Origin of the sequence: Pseudoalteromonas sp. UBA2102, assembly GCF_002331165.1 — a bacterium.
In the GTDB taxonomy this organism is placed as follows: Bacteria; Pseudomonadota; Gammaproteobacteria; order Enterobacterales; family Alteromonadaceae; genus Pseudoalteromonas; species Pseudoalteromonas atlantica.
On the sequence record NZ_DCYU01000102.1, the window covers coordinates 1 to 18,975 of the forward strand.

Here is an 18,975-nt window from a genome sequence, read left to right on the forward strand (position 1 = left end):
GCGCCGAGCAATATGCAGCTGCTGTGCATGCTTAACTCCGCTTTCGGTATCAAAATAAGCGTAGGGAATATTACGTTTTACTGCCTCTTCTAAAGCAATATTGGCGTGCAGTAGAAGCGTTTTATAGTCATTACTAGTTGGGTAGCGTGTTACACCGCAGTTAAAGCTCATGCGCATTTCACCGTACGGTGTGCTAATAGCTTGGCTTAAACGGCTTTGTACGCCTTTGAGTAAGTCATCTAGGGTTGTTGAGCAATCTTGCTCGGTATAAATAACCACAAAGTTAGCATCGGCAATGTGGTAAAAAGTCAGTTTGTTTTTACTTTTTAACTGCTGAGAAAATTTATTAGCGCTGCGCGATAAGTGCATAGCAAAGGCATTTATACACTCGTTAGCCCCCGATAAACCATATTGCTCAAGCAATAGCTTAAAGTGGCTTACATCAATCAGCATTAAACTAAAAGGCTGCTCAAGCGAAATTAGCTCATTGGTGTATGTTTCTAAACTGGCTTGGTTAGGCAACTTTGAATACGGGTGGTGAAAGGCTAAATACTCTAATGAGCGCTCTGCCTCAAATTGCTCTGTTACATCGCGTATGTGTATATCAAAGGCATCTATTTCTTGCAGCCAATGTATTTGGTAAGTGAGGTAATGATTATCTAGCTGTGTATAAAAACGCTCAACATGACTAGCCGACTGCTTAGTGTCTATTAGTTGCTGCTTTATATTAGGGCTTAGTAATGCAATGGGCGTACTGTGTTTATCGCTTACATACTCTTTATGCATAGCAATAGCGGCAGGGTTACAGTAGTTAAGCTCAAGATTGGCGCTTAAACTCACAATTGGGTTAGGGTTGCGCGTTGGAAATAGCGCTAAACGTTCGTTACGGGCACTAAGCTTTATAAATTTAGATGCGTAACGCCCTGTATAAATGCTTACCAGCACTATGGCAAACGTAAACAAAAACACAATATTGACTGTGGTGTGCAGGTTGCTTTCGGTGTCTTTGTAGCCGCTATCAACCGCATTTGAAATAACCGTTTCTGCATTTGTTAAGTGCCCCATCACTTGGGCTTGCAGTTCGGTGAGTTGCTCTAGTTGCTCTCTGGCTAAATCCCAACTAGTGCTGCTGCTTGATAAGTTTTCGTGTAATTTAAGTGCTAAGTCTAAACCACTTTTAAACTCATCACTTAAGCTGCTTTCTAGCGCTAATGTGCTGTGGTTTTGATCTAGGTTTTTTATTAGCGCAAGTATACGTACATGGTTTTCTAAAAAGTCGATTAAATAAAGTTCACGCTTACTCGTTGCGTAATACTCATATAATAAGCGCTCTTGCTTTACTAGGTAGGTTTCGATTAATCGAATATCGCGTAGCGCCGGAATTTGTTGTTCCATTAAGGTCGATGAGGTGCGCTTAATGGTTTCTGCCTGATAATAAACCATCGCAGACAGTACACAGCCTACCAGCACAATACCGATATAAAACTGCTTAGCTTTACTGGCAAATTTATTAGTGAATATTTTCATATAAACGCTTGCTCTGACCCTAAAATATTAACAACTCATTTTAAAGCGTAATTATATACGATTAATAAAAGCACTATTGTTTATATTTGGTTATAAAAAAGGGTGTACAAACGTTAATCAGGCGGGCATAAAAAAGAAAGAGGCCGGCGAGGATGCCGGCCGTAATGATACCAATCCGCAATAATACTTAATCATTTTCAGGGGCTAAACGTGTCGCTATCTACGTTAAAAAATTCTCATTTAGAGCAACTAAATAGCGAATTTTTTGCCTTGCTATCAACACGCTTTTCCATCCTCAAAATAGCTCACTTAATTATGCGGATTGGTATAATTTATTGTACAGAAATAACAACTTTACCCATAGCTTGGCCACTTGCTAAGCGGTCATGCGCTTTAGCTGCTTCTTCTAAACTAAAGTCTTGCTCATCAAGTACTGGGCGCATACCGCCTGCTTCAACAATTTGCGTAAGTTTAGTCAGTTTGTCGCCGTGGTCTTGACGGTTAAAGTCGTGGATCATTGGAATAAGCATAAAGATTACGTTTAACGATAACCCTTTAAAGTGTACTGGGCTTAAATCTACTTCTAATAAAGAAAGCGTTGTAGATACCTGTGCATTTAGCTTTGCTGCAGCAAATGAGTTAGTCAGGTTACCACCACCTACGGTGTCAAATACCATGTCAAAACCAACGTTGCTTGTGTGTTTTTCAACGTACTGCTCTACGGTTTCGTCTTTAAAGTTTATGCCTGTAGCGCCAAAGCTTTCTATTAGTGCTAGTTGCTCTGCGTTACCGCCAGTTGAGTAAACATCAGCGCCAAAATGCTTAGCTAGTTGTACTGCTAAATGGCCTACACCACCTGCGCCGCCGTGTACTAATACTTTTTGGCCTGCACTTACACTTGCACGTGTTAAGCCTTCAAGTGCTGTAATACCTACAAGTGGAATAGCGGCTGCTTCTTTCATGCTTAGGTTTTTAGGTTTGTGAGCAATTAAGCGCTTATCAGCAAGAATAAACTCAGCAAGTGCACCTGGTAAATCGCCTAAGCCACCAGCACAACCATATACTTCATCACCTACTGCAAAGTCTGTTACACCTTCGCCAACAGCTTCAACGGTGCCTGCAAAGTCCATCCCTAAAATGCCCGGTAGTTTTGGAGCAAAGGGTAAGTCAGCGCCCATTTGACGAATCATCATATCAATTGTATTTACGCTTGTTGCGGCAATACGAACTAACACATTACCTGCTGTTACTTGTGGTTTTGCAACCTCAGCTGCTACAAACTCTTCAGTGCCACCAAAATTATTAATTGTCATTGCTTTCATGGGTATTGCCTCTGTTATCTGTTGATAAGTAATTATTTAATGAAGCTTCATTCTAGACACACCCTTTACAAATGATAATAAGGCTAAACATACAATCAGTTTCAAAATAATATTTATAATAGAGTTTAAAAATCCTCCATCACTGTTTAAAAGTAGGCGTTAAACAAAATCCTACCCAGTCGCTGCGCTATATCAATTTAAGCTAGCTATGGTTGATTTATTATTGTCTAAGCCCCAGAGTAATATATGAAAAGGTAGTAATTCACTTAAGTAACTCATTTATCCTACTAAGGAGCGAATATGTTAGGCGAAGACCACTCACTTACCAATGACTTTCCGCAGTACCTAAATACCATTGCAGAGCTAAATAAAAGCGACACAGAATTTGCTAAAAAGGCAGATAAATACGACAAGCTAGATAAAGAGATTCGTGTTTTAGAGCTTAAAGATGCGCCCATTAGCGATGAGCAAATGAATCAACTAAAACATGAGCGTTCAGAATTAAAAGATTGGTTGTACGAGCGTTTACAACAAGAGTAATGTTGCACGCAAAAAAAAAAGAGTTCACTGTTAGGTGAACTCTTTGACGATCAACAAAGGGTAAAACATTTAAAGCACATATCGGCTTTATAAAAAACAACTAGGCTTTATAAGGCATGTGTGAAATCTTTTCGCGTTAATTTGCTACTAGCTATCAGCATTTAGTTGAACAAGCAGGCTATCTAACGTATCAACTAACTGCTGATTTTTAGCAGGGTTGAGCGCATCTGGATGTGGCGGTGCAAAGCGCTCTGCATCGTTATCGAAATAAAGGCCGGTGGCATCTTTAAATTCGTCACTTAATGCGGCGCGGCAAAAAATATCAGCGCCTAGTTTTAAGTCGCCACCAGCAAGCCCGTAGGCATCTTTTACCATTTTACTACCTAGTAACGACTTAGGGTTTACCGCAACAACTAATGGCCCGTTACCTTTAAGTGCTAAACCTAAGTGACGCGACCACATAGTAATAGCCAATTTGCTTTGCGCGTAGGCTGCGCTATCTGATAGTGGCTTTTTGCCCACTAACGAGTCAAAGTTAACGCTGGTTTGTGCAGCCGATGACACGTTAACCACACGTGATTGCGTGTTCATTACAGGCAGTAACGCTTTAGTAAGTAAATAAGGCGCTAACGTATTAACTGCAAAACGTGCATCTAGCCCATTTACAGTAGTAATATTTGCCAATTTATAAACACCGGCGTTATTAATAACTACATCAAGTATTTCATTCGCGTTTTGTAAATCGGCTAACACTGACTGAGCCAAGGTGTTTACTTGCGCCATATCGCTTAAATCGGCAATGTAGGTGGCTGTGCTTGCTTGCGGGTAATCAGCGTTTAAGCTTGCTTGTACAGTATTTAACTTGTCCTGGTTGCGGCCATGTAATAATACAGTATGCCCTTGCGCTAACAACATTTTAGCGGTCTCTAGGCCAATACCGTCGGTGGCACCGGTTAATAAAATTGTTTTTTTCATGTTGAACGTTCCTTTTTGTATTAAGACTTTGGCCATTGCATTAACGACAAATTACACACGCATTAGCTCACTGCTATTTGCTAATAGTACCACCACTTTTAGCGACTAATAATTAGTGGCTCAGTAGAATCAGTTTATAGAATTAATTGATAAACCTATGCGCCCTTATTAAGTAGGTATAGCCATTGTGCCTTTGCTTGGGTGAATTTTAAGCGTTTATTTGAAATAACGAGCAATCATAACTATTGTTTTTAAATTACCTTAATAGTAGTATTTATCATATAAATACACTTTTCGAGAAAACACATGAAAGTTTTAGTTACAGGCGGTATGGGTTATATAGGTAGCCACACATGTATTGCCCTTCATGAGGCAGGCATTACCCCAGTTATTTACGACAACTTATCTAACGCAAGCCCCCGTGTGCTTGATCAACTCGAAAAAATTACCGGCACCCGTTTTGAGTTTATTTTAGGTGACATTCAAGACGAGCAGCAGTTTAAACTTGCCCTTAAACACAGCCAAGCTGAGGCTGTGTTTCACTTTGCAGCACTTAAAGCGGTAGGTGAATCAACCGAGCAACCATTGCGTTATTACCAAAACAATGTGTCGGGCACATTAAGCATGCTACAAAACATGCAAGAGGTAGGCGTTAACCATATTATATTTAGCTCATCGGCCACTGTGTACGGCGAGCCAGACTACCTACCTATTGATGAAAAACACCCTATACGCGCTACTAACCCATACGGTTGGACTAAAGTGATGGTTGAACAAGCCATGCAAGACGTATGTAATGCCAACAGCCAATTTATGGGCATTGCTCTTCGCTACTTTAACCCTGTTGGTGCGCACCCAAGCGGCTTATTAGGCGAAAGCCCAAATGGTATCCCAAATAACTTAATGCCATTTATTGCTCAAACTGCGGTGGGTAAACGCGAAGTGGTTAATATTTTTGGTGACGACTACGACACCAAAGATGGCACCGGCGTGCGCGACTATATTCACGTTTTAGATTTAGCTAAAGGCCATGTAGCGGCCTTTATGCAACATAAAACCGATACCGCCTTTCATGCATACAACCTAGGCACCGGCCAAGGTTATTCGGTGCTTGATATGATCAAAGCATTTAGCGCATCAGCCAATAAAGATATTCCGTATAAAATTGCACCGCGCCGTGCAGGCGATATTGCCTGTAATTACGCCGATGCCACAAAAGCGCAAACCACCCTTAACTGGCACGCAGAACTAACACTGAGCGACATGACTAACGACACATGGCGCTGGCAAACTAATTACCCAAGTGGGTTGGAGAGTTAACATGGCTTTATTAGAAAGTACTCACAGACGTAAAAACCCGCTAACGGGACGCTGGGTATTAGTATCACCACATCGTAATAACCGCCCGTGGTTAGGTGCTACAGAAGCAGTAAACGAAAGCGTACTACCAAAACACGATGAAAGCTGCCCACTTTGCCCAGGCAACACCCGTGCAAATGGCGACAGCAACCCAGATTACAAATACACCCATGTATTTAGAAATGACTTTGGCGCACTTACCCCTAATGAGAGCAAGCAATCGCAAAGCTTAGACTCAGACAGCGATTTATTTATTGCTAATGAAGCAAGCGGCGAATGCCGTGTAATTTGTTTTTCGCCAGAGCATAACAAAACACTGCCAGAGCTTGAGCACGATGCCCTACACGAAGTAGTAAAAACCTGGAAAGACAACTACACAGAACTTGCACAACACTATGAGTGTGTTCAGGTATTTGAAAATAAAGGCGAGATCATGGGTTGCTCGCAACCTCATCCACATGGCCAAGTATGGGCACATGCGCATTTATCAACCGAAATAGAAGCCGAAGATACGCAGCAGCTTGCTTATTATAAAAAGCATGGCAGCGCGATGCTTGCCGATTATGTGCAAAAAGAGCAAACAGATAAAACCCGCGTCGTATTTGAAAACGAGCACTGGCTTGTGGTGGTGCCATTTTGGGCAGCATGGCCGTTTGAAACACTGCTTGTAACTAAAGATAACATTCAAAACTTTAGCCAGCTAAACGATGCGCAAACAGACGCCTTAGCACAAGCGCTTAAAGTATTAACCACTAAATACGACAACGTATTTAATTGTAGCTTCCCGTATTCTATGGGATGGCACAATGCACCGGCTAATCGTGGCTCAGATGAGCAACATTGGCGCTTACATGCCCATTTTTACCCACCGCTACTTCGCTCTGCCACCGTTAAAAAACACATGGTTGGCTACGAAATGCTAGGCGAAAGCCAGCGCGATTTAAGCGCAGAAACAGCTGCCTCTATTTTACAAGCAGCCAGTACCACACACTACAAAAAAACAGCAGGACACACTGATGACGCTTAACGATTTTCAACAACAATTTTTATCACTGTACGGTGCGCCTGCTCAAGGTATTGCTGCAGCACCTGGGCGTGTAAACCTAATTGGCGAATTTACCGATTATAACGACGGCTTTGTATTTCCGTGCTCGTTAGAGTTTCGTACTCAAGTTATGTTTAAAGAGCGCGACGACAACATCATTACCGTGCATTCGTTAAATTACCCAGGCGAAAAAGACAGCTTTAGTGTTGATGAAGACATCAGCGAAGGGCAATCGCAATGGGGTAACTATATCCGTGCCGTGTCATTTGTACTAAAGCGCGCGGGCCATACTTTACGCGGCGCCGATTTACTTATTGACAGTAACTTACCGCAAGGCAGTGGCTTATCTTCATCGGCGGCATTAGAAGTGGCCATTGGTGGTATGTTTAACCATATTGCACAGCTTGGTTTAAGCGAAGAAAAAATTGCCTTACTAGGCCAAGAAGCCGAAAACGACTTTATGCATTGCCAATCGGGCATTATGGATCAGCTTATTTCGGCAAAAGGCGAAAACGGCCATGCGCTTTTAATTGACTGTGAAAACCTAGCAACTGAATCAGTAAAAGTACCCGATGATTTAAACATTGTTATTGTTAACTCTAACTACCCACGTAAATTGGTAGATAGCGAGTACAACCAACGTCGTGTTGACTGTGAGCAAGCAGCTGCAAAAATGAATGTAGCCACGCTTCGTAAAGCCACCATGGACACGCTTGAAGCAACTAAAGATGCACTAAGCGAAAACGAATACAAACGTGCACACCATGTAATTAGCGAAAACGAGCGTGTAATTGCAGCAACTAAAGCGCTGCAAAATAACGACATTGATACGCTGCGCGAGCTAATGGCGGCATCGCACCAATCGCTTAAGCATTACTTTGAAGTAACCGTGCCAGCGACCGACGGCCTAGTAGAAATTTGTAAAGAAGCGATGGGCGAACGCGGTGCAGTACGTATGACCGGTGGCGGTTTTGGCGGTGCGATTGTGTGTTTATGCCGTGATGCAGAAGTACCACTTATCAAAGCAGCGGTTGAGCAGCACTACTTTGAACGTTTTAATTTAAATGCCGACATTTACGTATGTTCAGCAGGTTCAGGATTACAAATTACGTCTTTTTAAACATCATTAAGGAATAAGCATGGCAAAGGTTAATTGGGGTATTATTGGGTGTGGCAATATTGCTCACACCTTTGCTAAAAGCATTGCGCATTGCGCTAATGCACAGCTTATTGGCGCAGCATCGACCAGCGAGCAACGCGCAAAAGAATTTGCCACACACTATTCAGTTAAAGGCTATGAGAGCTACCAAGCCCTTATGCAATGCCCACACATTGACGCCATATATATTGCTAATACCCACGAGCAACACTTTAAAACTATTGCGCAATGCTTAGTGCACGATAAGCATGTACTCAGCGAAAAGCCCATTACTGTTAATGCACAGCAACTCATAACCCTTAGCCAGTTAGCCGAGCAACAAAACTGCTTTTTAATGGAAGGTGTTTGGATGCGCTTTTTACCTGCCATAGTAAAACTGCAGCAGTTATTAAGCGAGGGCGTAATAGGCAAAGTACACAGTGTGAATGCCAACTTTAGCCTAGCGGGCGACTTTGCTGACTCACACCGTTTAATGAACCCTGCGACCGCAGGTGGCGCATTGCTTGATTTAGGTATTTACCCTATATCGATTGCCGATGTGGTATTTAATAAAGCCCCTGAACAAATTAAATCATTAGTACATAAAAGCACGACCGGCGTAGATGAGCGCAGTGTAACCCTTATAAATTACGGCCAAGGGCAATTTGCGCAGCTTAGTAGCGCGTTACAACAAAATGGCCCTACCGAAGCCTGTATTTTAGGGGAGCATGGGTATATTCGCATTGCTGAATTTGTTGGTGCACAGTCGCTAGAGCTTCATTTAAACGCACAACAAGTGCAGCAGTTTGATTTTAGCTTTAATGACGATGAAAACTTTAAATTTGAAATTGCGCACGTTAGCGAATGTATTTTACAACAACAAAAACAAAGCAATGTACTACCGCTCAGCACAAGCCTGCGGGTAATGCACATAATGGATACGCTTCGGGCGCAGTGGCAGCTTAAATACAGCGATAGCGTTGAAGCCCATCAGCTAGATTAATAATAAAAAATACACACAACAAGGATACACAATGACAACCACACACACGTTAAAGGCGCTTTCAAAAGCCTTGCTGCTAGCAACGGGCTGCTTAACAGCAAGTACTGTTTTTGCAGATCAAAAAACGCCAGAGCAACTCTACCCACCTTTAACCAGCGAAGTACTTCCTGAGCTTGCTGCTAAAGGTAGTTACAGCGTTGGCGTACAAACGCTTGATTTAGTAAATCCCGCGCAGTTTGACCCTGCAACCCAAGCTAAAAAAGATCGCCCTTTAAAAGTAGAAGTGTGGTACCCAGCAGCAGACAGTGCAAACGCACCCTTAACCAGCTACAGCGACATAACCCGTACAGGTAAAACGTTTACCTTACAAGCCGATGCCATGCGCGATGTAGCCATTAATAACAAAGAGCACTACCCTGTTATTGTGCTCTCACACGGTTATACCGGCTATCGTACAATTATGTATTACTTGGGCGAACATTTAGCATCGCATGGGTACATTGTGGCAGCCATAGATCATACTGACTCAACCAATGCAGATGTTGATTTTAAAAATGCGCCGTTTTCGGGCTTTTTTAGTACCCTTATAAACCGCTCACGCGATCAACAATTTGTACTTAACTACTTTAACGAACAGAGCAACTTTGCCAGCAAGCAAGTAGATAACAAAAACGCAGGCGTAATTGGTTACTCTATGGGTGGTTTTGGCGCGGTTAATACAATTGGTGGCTGTTATGACTTTAACGAGCAAACGACTGCAATGTTTACCGGTATAAAAGACCCTGCACAAATTAAACAAGTGCAGCAATTACTCAATAGCTGTGCAGGTGGGCAATATAAAAATCCACAAGTAGATACACGCATAAAAGCCATGGTAGCCTTTGCGCCTTGGGGCGGGCAACATAACTTATTTAATGCCAGTGCTATGCAAAACATTAAAGTGCCTTCGCTTTATATCGCGGGTAGCTTAGATGATATATCCGGTTATGAAGGCATTAAAAACCTATATAACCAAACGGGCAGCACCGACAAGTACCTGCTTACTTACAAAAATGCGCGCCATAATATTGCGCCGCACCCTGCTCCTGCTATTGCCAAACGTAGCAGCGAATTAGATATAGGCCATTACTACGAGCCATCGTGGTCAATGCGCACCTTAAACGAGACCAACAAACACTTTGTACTTGCTATGATGGACTGCCACGTAAAAGGCATTACCAGCCAATGTGAATACCTAGACTTACCACAAAATGGCGACCAAGCTGTGGTTAATGGTAAGCCACTGCCAGCATGGCATGGGTTTGATAATCGTTTTTCTACTGGTATGGATTGGCAACAAGCTAAACCGCGCACCAAGTAACACAAACTTTGGCGGCTATTTTTATATTTAGCCGCATACGCACTTAAAATAATGCTGCTATAAAACACCTGTTATTTAAAAGAGTTAGCAAATAAAAACAGCGTGCTTATTTTTTAAACGGCTATTTTAAGAAAAAATCATTGCCATTAATGTAAGTTAAAGGCAATCTAGTCATATATAAGATAAGATAAATAACACAAATATCATGTCAAAATACATACTCTCAATTGATCAAGGAACCACAAGCTCTCGGGCCATCTTGTTTACAAAAGATGCAGACGTTTTTGGCTCAGCACAACAAGAATTTTCGCAGCATTTTCCACAAAATGGTTGGGTAGAACACGACCCTAACGATATTTGGCAAACCGTGCTAAGTACCAGCCGCGAAGTATTAGCAGATAAAAACGTTAAGCCTGAAGAAATTATTGCCATTGGTATCACCAACCAACGTGAAACCACTTTAGTGTGGAACAAAAAAACCGGCAAACCTATTTATAACGCCATTGTGTGGCAAGACCGCCGCACCAGCGATTACTGCGAAAGCCTAAGCACTGACGAGCTTTGCCAAACCATAAGCGATAAAACCGGCTTACTGCTAGACCCGTATTTTTCGGCCACTAAAGTGCGCTGGATTTTAGACAACGTTGAAGGCGCACGCGAACAAGCCCTTGCAGGTGAACTGGCGTTTGGTACCGTTGATACCTACTTACTATGGCAGTTAACCGGTGGTAAAGAGCACCGCACCGACGCCACCAATGCATCACGCACTATGTTATTTAATATTCATACTCAGCAATGGGATCAAGAACTACTCGATTTATTCGAAATTCCTGAATCTATGCTGCCCCAAGTGATGGACTCAGCCGACGAATTTGGCTCAACCAGCGATGAGATTTTTGGCGCACCAATACGCGTATGTGGTATTGCCGGCGATCAGCAAGCAGCCCTTGTAGGACATGCATGTTTTGAGCAAGGTATGGCAAAAAGTACTTACGGTACGGGCTGTTTTTTAATGCTGAATACCGGCGAAAAAGCACTTACCTCTGAAAACCGCTTACTAACCACGGTGGCTTACAGGCTAAATGGCAAACCAACATATGCCATTGAAGGCAGCATTTTTATGGCAGGCGCCACGATGCAGTGGATTGTTGAAGGCTTAAAACTATTAAGCCATGCCGGAGAGAGCGAATCGTTAGTAAAAGATGTACCGCTTGATCATGGGGTATTTTTAGTGCCTTCCTTTACAGGTTTAGGCGCGCCCTACTGGGACCCAAATGCACGTGGCGCTATTTTAGGTTTAACCCGCGACTCTGGCATTAGCACCATAGTTGCTGCTGCACTGCAATCGGTTGGGTATCAAACCAAAGACTTACAAAAAGCAATGGAGCGTGATGGCTTACGCCCAAGCGTGTTACGGGTAGATGGCGGTATGGTTAAAAATAACTGGGTACTGACCTTTTTATCAAACATTTTAGGCGCAACGGTAGAGCGCCCAACAGTGACCGAAACCACCTCTTTAGGCGTAGCATACTTAGCAGGCTTACAAACCGGTGTGTATGAGTCAACTGAGCAATTAGCAAAAATGTGGACCTGCGACCGTCGCTTTGAGCCAACAATGAGCGCTGACGAACGTAACGATTTATACGCAAAGTGGCAGCACTGTGTAGCGCAAGTTTGTCTCTCTAGTGATGATAGCAAACAAACGTAATACGCCCAGCCGCTAATTAAAATTAGCGGCTTACAAAACACCGACAACAGCGCTTAAATGGCGCGTTGTACGCTGTATGTTTTAAAAAGATCAGGATTAAAAATTAACAAGCAAAAAGCGCGGTTATCTATTGTCAAATAAGAGCCGCAGCTTTATGATGTTATATGTCTTATTTATATTACAAATAAAAAGGTTAGCTCGGTGGAATTAGCAGATAACGAATACGACCTACTCGTCGTCGGTGGCGGTGTAAATGGCACTGGAATAGCAGCTGATGCAGCAGGCAGAGGATTAAAAGTTCTATTGTGTGAACAATCAGACCTTGCCAGTGCAACGTCTTCAAATAGTTCTAAGCTGATCCACGGCGGTTTACGCTACCTTGAACATTACGAATTTAGATTAGTAAAAGAAGCCTTGGCTGAGCGCGAAGTGCTGCTTAAAAATGCCCCGCATATTATGTGGCCGCTTACCTTTAGGCTACCGCACCAATCCCACCTACGCCCAGCATGGATGATCCGCATTGGCTTATTTATGTACGACAACCTAGCTAAGCGCGAAACACTGGCTGGCTCGCGTGGCATTAAATTTGGTGAAAACAGCGTATTAGAACCTTCAATTACAAAAGGGTTTGAATACTCAGATGGCTGGGTTGATGATTCACGTTTGGTAATTTTAAACGCCTTAGCTGCCCAAAACAAAGGCGCAACCATTGCTACGCAAACCAAGTGTGTAAGTGCAAAACGCATCGATAACCAGTGGCAGGTAACGCTTGAGCAACAACAAACTAAGGCGCAACAGACTATTAAGGCCAAAGGTATTGTTAATGCAGCGGGCCCCTGGGTTGCAAAATTATTTGACGAAGCACTGATAGAAAAATCGCCACAAAATATTCGCCTTGTTAAAGGCAGCCATATTGTGGTGCCGCGTATTCACGATGAAAAACAAGCCTACATTTTACAAAATAAAGATCAGCGCATTGTGTTTGTTATACCGTTTGAAGATGACTACTCGCTAGTAGGCACCACCGATGTTGAACACAAAGGCGCAGCCCAAGATGTAAAAATTAGTGATGAAGAAATCGATTACTTAATCGATATTACTAACAGCTACTTTAAAAACCACATTAAACGCGAAGACATAGTACATACCTTTTCGGGTGTGCGCCCACTGCTTGATGACGAATCAGTGAATGCACAAAAAGTAACGCGTGATTACAAGTTAGAGCTTTCAAGTGAAGGCAAACACACACCACTGCTAAGTGTGTTTGGTGGCAAAATTACCACCTACCGTAAACTTGCCGAAGCTGCGGTAAATAAACTTGAAGAATTTTACCCGCAAATGAGTGAAGCATGGACCAAACACAGCGCCTTACCCGGTGGCGATTTTAGCTCGGTAGAAGCGCTGACCAATGAGCTTAAAGCAGCCTATAATTGGTTACCAGAAATCACTCTAAAACGCTTTGTACGTACCTACGGGACTCGTGCAAAGCTAATTTTAGGCAGTGCAACCCAGCTCAGTGATTTAGGCCAAGATTTTGGCCATGGCTTATTTGCAGCAGAAGTCGATTACTTACTAAATGAAGAATGGGCGGGTAACGCTTACAATATTTTATGGCGCAGAAGTAAACTAGGACTGCGCTTTAATGAAGCACAAGTGGCAACGCTTAATCATTATATTACGCAAAGCCAAGCGGCTAAAACAGCTTAACAGCAGCTTTAACCCTTACTTAATTTAAGAACTAGCCCCCAATAATTGCACAATCAATATTGGGGGCTTTTTTATATTTGCTTGGCTTTATTACTATTAAATAAGTAGTTAAAACCACTTAACGTAGCCTCTTTTACGTCAAACTCTAAACATTGCACACCAATGCAATTTAACGCATGGGTAAAGCAGGTATTTAGTTGCTCTGTGCCAATAACCACTACTTTAGAATTATTCACCAATTGCCATTCACTGGCATGGCGTGCAGCGCGTACATCACTACCAATAAGCACGCCCGACAAGTATGCCTTGGCTTGCACTGGTGTTAACTCTTTTGAAAGCTGGCGCGTACGGACACTAAAAATACCGTGCGCCAAATTACCGCTGTCACTGCCTAACGTGAGTTCACAGCCTTGCTCAAATGCATGCCAATCAAATTCCCCCGCTTCACAGTCGTTAGGAATAAGTACACTTTGATGACATAGCAAGTCGTATAATTCGCCGGTCATTGCGGTTTTAAAACAGATAATTTGACCATCTTTTAACAGCACCCATTTAGTATGGGTACCGGGTAAACAAATGAGTACGTTGCCTTGCTGATAGGCCGGGTTTTGTTTTAAAAAACCTAATATTTGCAGCTCTTCGCCGCGCATTACATCAAATAAATTGTTTTGTAATGTGCATTTTGTACCAGGCAAAGCACTGACTTTATTACCTGCACAATCAAAATTAATTGCGCCACTAAGTAGGCTTTCGGGGTTTATAGGGCACGCTAAATAAGGGGTTTCTTTCCAGCCAATACTTGAGGTGATTTGCCCTGCCATATAAATAGGTAAAACGCCGTATTCGCTGGTCCATGGTGCAACGACACCAATTAAAGTATGTTCAAAGTTTTGTTTATCTCTAATCACACCTGGGCCGTCGCGCTGAGCAATTAAAGTTAACTGCCCTGTGGTATTTACGCTGCATAAATAGGCGCGTAAATGACTCGTGCCCCAATCTACGGCTATAAAAAGGTTTAAGTGCTGCAACTTAGAGCCTCCCACCGTCAATTTTAATACCTTGACCGGTGATCATACTGCTTTCGTCGGCAGCTAAAAAAAGTGCCAAATTAGCTACATCTTCAGGGGTTACTAACTTTTTAAGAGCCATGGCTTCCATCCACTTCACTTGCTCTTGCTCGGTAAACCAACTGGCTAATTGGCGGTCGGTGGCAACCCAACCTGGTAAAATAGCATTCACCCGAATACCAAATTCACCATAATCGCGTGCCAGTGCTTTAGTCATGCCGATTAAACCGGCCTTTGCCGTTACATAACCCGCCATTTGTGGCTGCCCCATGATGGCATTGATAGAGCTAAAATTAATAATGCTCCCCGCGCATTCGCTTTTCATAAAAGACATAGCGACTTGCGAGGCAAAAAACGCTGGATTTAAGTTAATTTGTAGGCATTGATCCCAATCTTGTACTGTAACGTCTTCACTGGCTTGGCGGCGGTCGTTGGCTACATTGTTTACCAGTACATTAATAGCGCCTAGTTCAGCACATGCATCTACCAAAGATTGCTGTAAAGCATTTGAGTCGGTTACATCAACCTGTCTAAACCACAATTTGGCGTTAGGCAGTGAGGCTATAAGAGATTGGGCAGCCTCGTTATTAATATCTATAAAGGCAATTTTGGCAGCTTGAGCGGCGAACGCCTTTACCATTGCACGGCCAATGCCTGAAGCGCCCCCGGTAATAAAAACAACTTTGCCAGAAATACTGGGGTAGTGAGCGTGATTATTCAAATGCGTTTCTCCATAATACAGACTGCCCCTCTCAATATTTATAATTATTTGCTAAAGAGGATTACTGTTACAGCTGTGTTAAAATACTTGCCTTTAACAAAGTTTATAACATATCCTTTCGTACATTAATATGATATATGATATATAATAAAGCAATAACTCATTCGGATAACGCTCAATGAAAAGCCAACCTCGTCAAAATTTAACACAACAATTAACCCATGATTTAGGCTTTGCAATTGTGCGTGGCGTTTACCCTGTTAACGAAGGCCTGCCCTCAGAAGCTGACCTATGCGTAAAATACGATGTGAGCCGCAGTGCAACACGCGAAGCAGTTAAAATGCTCTCTGCTAAGGGCTTAATATCTTCTCGCCCTAAGCAAGGGATCCGCGTACTGCCAGAAAGCAGCTGGAATATGTTTGACACAGATGTACTGCGCTGGATTTTAAGCAGTAAACCGTCGCTTTCTTTATTAAAAGAGTTTACGCAAGTACGTGTCGCACTTGAGCCACAAGCCGCTGCCCTAGCAGCTGAAAATGCCAGCGCCGAACAACTTGCTGAAATAGACAACGCACTTGCCCGCATGGCCGATGCAGACCAAGGCTTAGACGATCCGCTTGAAGCCGATATTGCCTTTCATACCAGTATTTTAGTAGCCAGTAATAACCGCTTTTTTGTACAGCTCACTGAATTTATTAGCACCGCGCTGCGCGTAAGTATTCGTTACACCAACCACATTAAAGGTGTGCCAGGGGCCGACGTTGCAAAGCATGCTGATATTTTAGATACGATTAAATCGCGTAATCCAGAGCGCGCTAAAAAAGCAGTAGAAACCATTTTAGAAGAAGCGCTTGAGCTGATTGAGTCTAAACTCGACTAATAGCTTAAAAAACATTATTAAAAAAGGGAGCTAATTAGCTCCCTTTTTACTGCGTATTATATTTTAAGCTTTGTTAAGCTCAAAAATAAGTGATGTTTGCGGGAATGAAATTGGCATTTGTAGGCCAAATTCCATCAACGCTTCACCCGTAAAGGTTTGCCCGTTAACAGCGGCAATAGACGAAGGTCGGTATTCTTCAAATTTAACAGGCCACACTAAATTAAGTGTGTACTGTGTATCTGCATCTAAACCAACAAAACGAAGCTTATTAGGCGCAGTGCGCGGTGTTTCGCGTACACTGTTATACGCAAATAACGCTTTTGATTTTTGCTCGTCGATTAAACCAAAGTTAATTGATAAATCGTCGCTATCGAGGCGGTACAAATCGGCAGCATGAATAAATTCACGGTGCTCTTTGTGCAGCGAAATAGCCGCTTTAAGCGCATTGTATTCGTGATCGGTCAGCTCGCGTGGGTCCATTTCAATACCCATATGACCAAACATAGATACCGCAGCACGCATTTCAATACTGACATTACGACCTGTGATATGACAATCACGAGGGCCTACGTGTGCACCCATAACCGACGATGGGAAGAAGAACGAACAGCCGCGTTGAATTTCAAGACGGTCAAGTGCATCGTTAGAATCTGACGTCCATACACGGTCTGTGTGTGCAAGCACACCATAATCTACACGGGCACCACCTGACGAACAGCTTTCTATTTCAAGGCCAGGGTGCGCCGCTTTAATACGGTCGATTAAGCGATACAGTGCCAGTGTTTGCTGATGCACCGCAGGCTTGCCTGAGAAGTTACCCGCGTGGTTTATATCGCGGTTCATATCCCATTTAATGTACTTAATTGTTGGGTATTCAACTAAAATGTCATCAATCGCTTTGTATAGGTATTCAACAACCTCAGTGCGCGTTAAATCAAGCACTAGCTGGTTTCTAAAACTAAGTTGCTCGTTATTTTCTGAGCCTAATACCCAATCAGGATGAGCGCGGTATAAGTCACTATCTGGGTTTACCATTTCAGGTTCAAACCAAATACCAAACTCCATGCCTAAGTTGTTTACATGGTCAATCACTGGCGATAGGCCGTCTGGGTAAATTTCGTAGTCTACGGTCCAATCACCTAGGCCAGCATAATCACCACGGCGACCTTTAAACCAACCGTCGTCCAGTACAAAACGCTCAATACCTAATGGCGCTACTTTATCGGCTAACTGCTTTAGCGTGTCTACATCGTGATCGAAGTAAATACCTTCCCACGTGTTGTAATGCACTGGGCGTGTTTTTTCGCGCTGCGCCTGGCTAAGTAAGTTAGCTTTAACAAAACGATGAAAATTACGCGACAGCGCACTAAAGCCATAGCTCGAAAACGAGCCATAAATACTTGGGCTTTGATATGTTTGGCCTTTAGCAAGGGTTAGCTCGCCCGGTAATAATAACTCACCCATTTGCACATAACGGCGTCCTTCTGGTAGTAGCTCAGCGCGTAGCTTGTTGTTACCGCTCCAACCTAAATGAAAGCCATAACACTCGCCTTGTTGCTCGCCTGCGCCTTCGCTATGAACTAATAAACCAGGGAATACGTCGTGCGATGTTTTACCTTTGCGGTTTTCGCGTACAAAGCTGCCTAATACTAAATCAACCGATTGGCGTTGAAATTCGTTAGACCAACGTCCTTCAAAGCTCACTAGCTTGTTCATGCTATCGGGTAGTTGGAACGTAGGTGCGGCGCAAAAATTAACGCTTAGCGGTGCATCACTTAAATTGGTTAATACGGTATGCGCACTTAGCACATCGGTGTTGCTATCAAGTGTGATGCTGTGCACTACTTCAATACCACGCAGCTCATCAACACTTACAAACTCTAAACTAGAAGGGGTTGGCTGACGAACATCTTGAAGAGCAGGCCCAACTGACCAAGCTATGGTGTCGTTTGACAGCTCTAGTCCTGGCGCGCCGGTAAAGCCTTCACCTAATAGCGGAGAAAGAGAAATAGGTGCTTCTTCAACCACGGCACATTTTACTTCCTGACGAGTCGCAAGCTGAGTTAGCATTGTTTCAGTTGTTTGCTCAGATAGGCGCTTACCAAAATAAAGTAACGCTGGGGTTTTGCTCTGGCAGTCGAAAATAACGGTGCTGTTTGCGCTGTCTAATCGAAAGAATGGTTTAATATCAGCCATGATTCTCCTGTCCTCTTTAATGAAGATGAGTTTAATACGCGAGTACATTATATGTGTGCTTACTCGCCGCTTACTGCATCAAATTGCAGTCAGTGATTTTAAAATAATAGTATATATCATACAAATTACTTTTAGATAGTGTTTACGGTGTAATTTAGCCAATATTATTACTGGCTATACCAGTAATTAACTTAAACAGCGGTTAAAAAATTTAATACCACCTTGAGCAATATTATATTTAGTGCGCTTTTAGCCTAGGGTAGCCTTTAAAGCCCCAGCAGGTAGTCACACGTTTAGCCCCGCAAAATGATTAAGTATTATTGCCCACAGGTGTTATCTACAGTGTCGATTAATTGAATAAATAAAAATCGGCCTAAGTTACCTTAGGCCGATTTAGGAATGTGTTAACTGGCTAATAAAAAGTGAC

15 protein-coding genes are annotated in these 18,975 nt (G+C 42.9%); 9 read left to right on the plus strand and 6 right to left on the minus strand.

Going from position 1 to position 18,975, the window contains the following annotated elements:
• Both B2R65_RS14150 and B2R65_RS14155 read right to left on the minus strand, forming a co-directional pair.
• Positions 1 to 1,527, minus strand: a 1,527-nt coding sequence (locus tag B2R65_RS14150; protein ID WP_286743683.1) for a GGDEF domain-containing protein, incomplete at its 3' end; no start/stop codon positions are given.
• 332 nt (positions 1,528 to 1,859) lie between these two features.
• Positions 1,860 to 2,849, minus strand: coding sequence for a zinc-dependent alcohol dehydrogenase family protein (locus B2R65_RS14155; protein ID WP_024032031.1), 990 nt, complete (start codon positions 2,847 to 2,849; stop codon positions 1,860 to 1,862).
• A 300-nt stretch (positions 2,850 to 3,149) separates the two neighbouring features.
• On the opposite strand from B2R65_RS14155, the gene B2R65_RS14160 reads away from it, so the two are divergent.
• On the plus strand, positions 3,150 to 3,389 hold the full coding sequence (locus B2R65_RS14160; protein WP_004588182.1) for an HP1242/YdcH family protein: 240 nt from the start codon (positions 3,150 to 3,152) through the stop codon (positions 3,387 to 3,389).
• Positions 3,390 to 3,536: 147 nt separating this feature from the next.
• On the opposite strand, the gene B2R65_RS14165 is transcribed toward B2R65_RS14160, so the two are convergent.
• Entirely contained in the window at positions 3,537 to 4,364 is an 828-nt protein-coding gene (locus tag B2R65_RS14165) for an SDR family NAD(P)-dependent oxidoreductase (RefSeq protein WP_286743686.1), read from the minus strand.
• 306 nt (positions 4,365 to 4,670) lie between these two features.
• On the opposite strand from B2R65_RS14165, the gene galE reads away from it, so the two are divergent.
• The 7 genes from galE (at position 4,671) to glpD (ending at position 13,684) form a co-directional block, all read left to right on the plus strand.
• Positions 4,671 to 5,684: a UDP-glucose 4-epimerase GalE gene (gene galE / locus B2R65_RS14170; RefSeq protein WP_024032029.1), complete on the plus strand. Its 1,014-nt coding sequence runs from the start codon at positions 4,671 to 4,673 to the stop codon at positions 5,682 to 5,684.
• A gap of 1 nt (position 5,685) precedes the next feature.
• Complete coding sequence (locus tag B2R65_RS14175; protein ID WP_286743689.1) at positions 5,686 to 6,750, plus strand: UDP-glucose--hexose-1-phosphate uridylyltransferase; 1,065 nt, start codon at positions 5,686 to 5,688, stop codon at positions 6,748 to 6,750.
• Positions 6,740 to 7,888 carry a galactokinase gene (galK, locus tag B2R65_RS14180; RefSeq protein WP_024032028.1) on the plus strand — a complete coding sequence of 383 codons (1,149 nt, stop codon included), beginning with the start codon at positions 6,740 to 6,742 and terminating at the stop codon, positions 7,886 to 7,888. The genes B2R65_RS14175 and galK overlap by 11 nt, the downstream gene beginning before the upstream one ends.
• Before the next feature lie 19 nt (positions 7,889 to 7,907).
• Positions 7,908 to 8,909 carry a Gfo/Idh/MocA family protein gene (locus tag B2R65_RS14185; RefSeq protein ID WP_096738945.1) on the plus strand — a complete coding sequence of 334 codons (1,002 nt, stop codon included), beginning with the start codon at positions 7,908 to 7,910 and terminating at the stop codon, positions 8,907 to 8,909.
• A gap of 31 nt (positions 8,910 to 8,940) precedes the next feature.
• Complete coding sequence (locus B2R65_RS14190) at positions 8,941 to 10,269, plus strand: alpha/beta hydrolase family protein (protein WP_286743692.1); 1,329 nt, start codon at positions 8,941 to 8,943, stop codon at positions 10,267 to 10,269.
• Between the two features lie 205 nt (positions 10,270 to 10,474).
• Complete coding sequence (gene glpK, locus B2R65_RS14195) at positions 10,475 to 11,977, plus strand: glycerol kinase GlpK (protein ID WP_054983387.1); 1,503 nt, start codon at positions 10,475 to 10,477, stop codon at positions 11,975 to 11,977.
• A 201-nt stretch (positions 11,978 to 12,178) separates the two neighbouring features.
• Positions 12,179 to 13,684, plus strand: a complete 1,506-nt coding sequence (gene glpD, locus B2R65_RS14200; protein WP_273589384.1) for a glycerol-3-phosphate dehydrogenase — start codon at positions 12,179 to 12,181, stop codon at positions 13,682 to 13,684.
• Between the two features lie 71 nt (positions 13,685 to 13,755).
• Here the strand turns inward: glpD and B2R65_RS14205 are convergent, their stop codons facing one another.
• Both B2R65_RS14205 and B2R65_RS14210 read right to left on the minus strand, forming a co-directional pair.
• Positions 13,756 to 14,712, minus strand: a complete 957-nt coding sequence (locus tag B2R65_RS14205; RefSeq protein ID WP_121636845.1) for a 2-dehydro-3-deoxygalactonokinase — start codon at positions 14,710 to 14,712, stop codon at positions 13,756 to 13,758.
• A gap of 1 nt (position 14,713) precedes the next feature.
• The gene (locus B2R65_RS14210) at positions 14,714 to 15,472 is read right to left on the minus strand and encodes an SDR family NAD(P)-dependent oxidoreductase (RefSeq protein WP_286743699.1); all 759 of its coding nucleotides are present in this window, start codon (positions 15,470 to 15,472) and stop codon (positions 14,714 to 14,716) included.
• Positions 15,473 to 15,650: 178 nt separating this feature from the next.
• Here B2R65_RS14210 and B2R65_RS14215 point away from each other — a divergent pair, with 178 nt between their 5' ends.
• Positions 15,651 to 16,352: a FadR/GntR family transcriptional regulator gene (locus B2R65_RS14215; protein ID WP_004588172.1), complete on the plus strand. Its 702-nt coding sequence runs from the start codon at positions 15,651 to 15,653 to the stop codon at positions 16,350 to 16,352.
• A 63-nt stretch (positions 16,353 to 16,415) separates the two neighbouring features.
• Here the strand turns inward: B2R65_RS14215 and B2R65_RS14220 are convergent, their stop codons facing one another.
• A complete protein-coding gene (locus B2R65_RS14220) occupies positions 16,416 to 18,548 on the minus strand; it encodes an alpha-galactosidase (RefSeq protein WP_286743702.1) in 2,133 nt (710 codons plus the stop codon).
• Positions 18,549 to 18,975 lie beyond the last annotated feature (427 nt).

Coding starts and splice junctions, on each gene's coding strand:
- B2R65_RS14155 (WP_024032031.1), bottom strand. CDS start 2,849: ATGAAAGCAATGACAATTAATAATTTTGGTGGCACTGAAGAGTTTGTA.
- B2R65_RS14175 (WP_286743689.1), top strand. CDS start 5,686: ATGGCTTTATTAGAAAGTACTCACAGACGTAAAAACCCGCTAACGGGA.
- B2R65_RS14160 (WP_004588182.1), top strand. CDS start 3,150: ATGTTAGGCGAAGACCACTCACTTACCAATGACTTTCCGCAGTACCTA.
- B2R65_RS14185 (WP_096738945.1), top strand. CDS start 7,908: ATGGCAAAGGTTAATTGGGGTATTATTGGGTGTGGCAATATTGCTCAC.
- B2R65_RS14165 (WP_286743686.1), bottom strand. CDS start 4,364: ATGAAAAAAACAATTTTATTAACCGGTGCCACCGACGGTATTGGCCTA.
- B2R65_RS14220 (WP_286743702.1), bottom strand. CDS start 18,548: ATGGCTGATATTAAACCATTCTTTCGATTAGACAGCGCAAACAGCACC.
- B2R65_RS14215 (WP_004588172.1), top strand. CDS start 15,651: ATGAAAAGCCAACCTCGTCAAAATTTAACACAACAATTAACCCATGAT.
- galK (WP_024032028.1), top strand. CDS start 6,740: ATGACGCTTAACGATTTTCAACAACAATTTTTATCACTGTACGGTGCG.
- galE (WP_024032029.1), top strand. CDS start 4,671: ATGAAAGTTTTAGTTACAGGCGGTATGGGTTATATAGGTAGCCACACA.
- B2R65_RS14190 (WP_286743692.1), top strand. CDS start 8,941: ATGACAACCACACACACGTTAAAGGCGCTTTCAAAAGCCTTGCTGCTA.
- glpK (WP_054983387.1), top strand. CDS start 10,475: ATGTCAAAATACATACTCTCAATTGATCAAGGAACCACAAGCTCTCGG.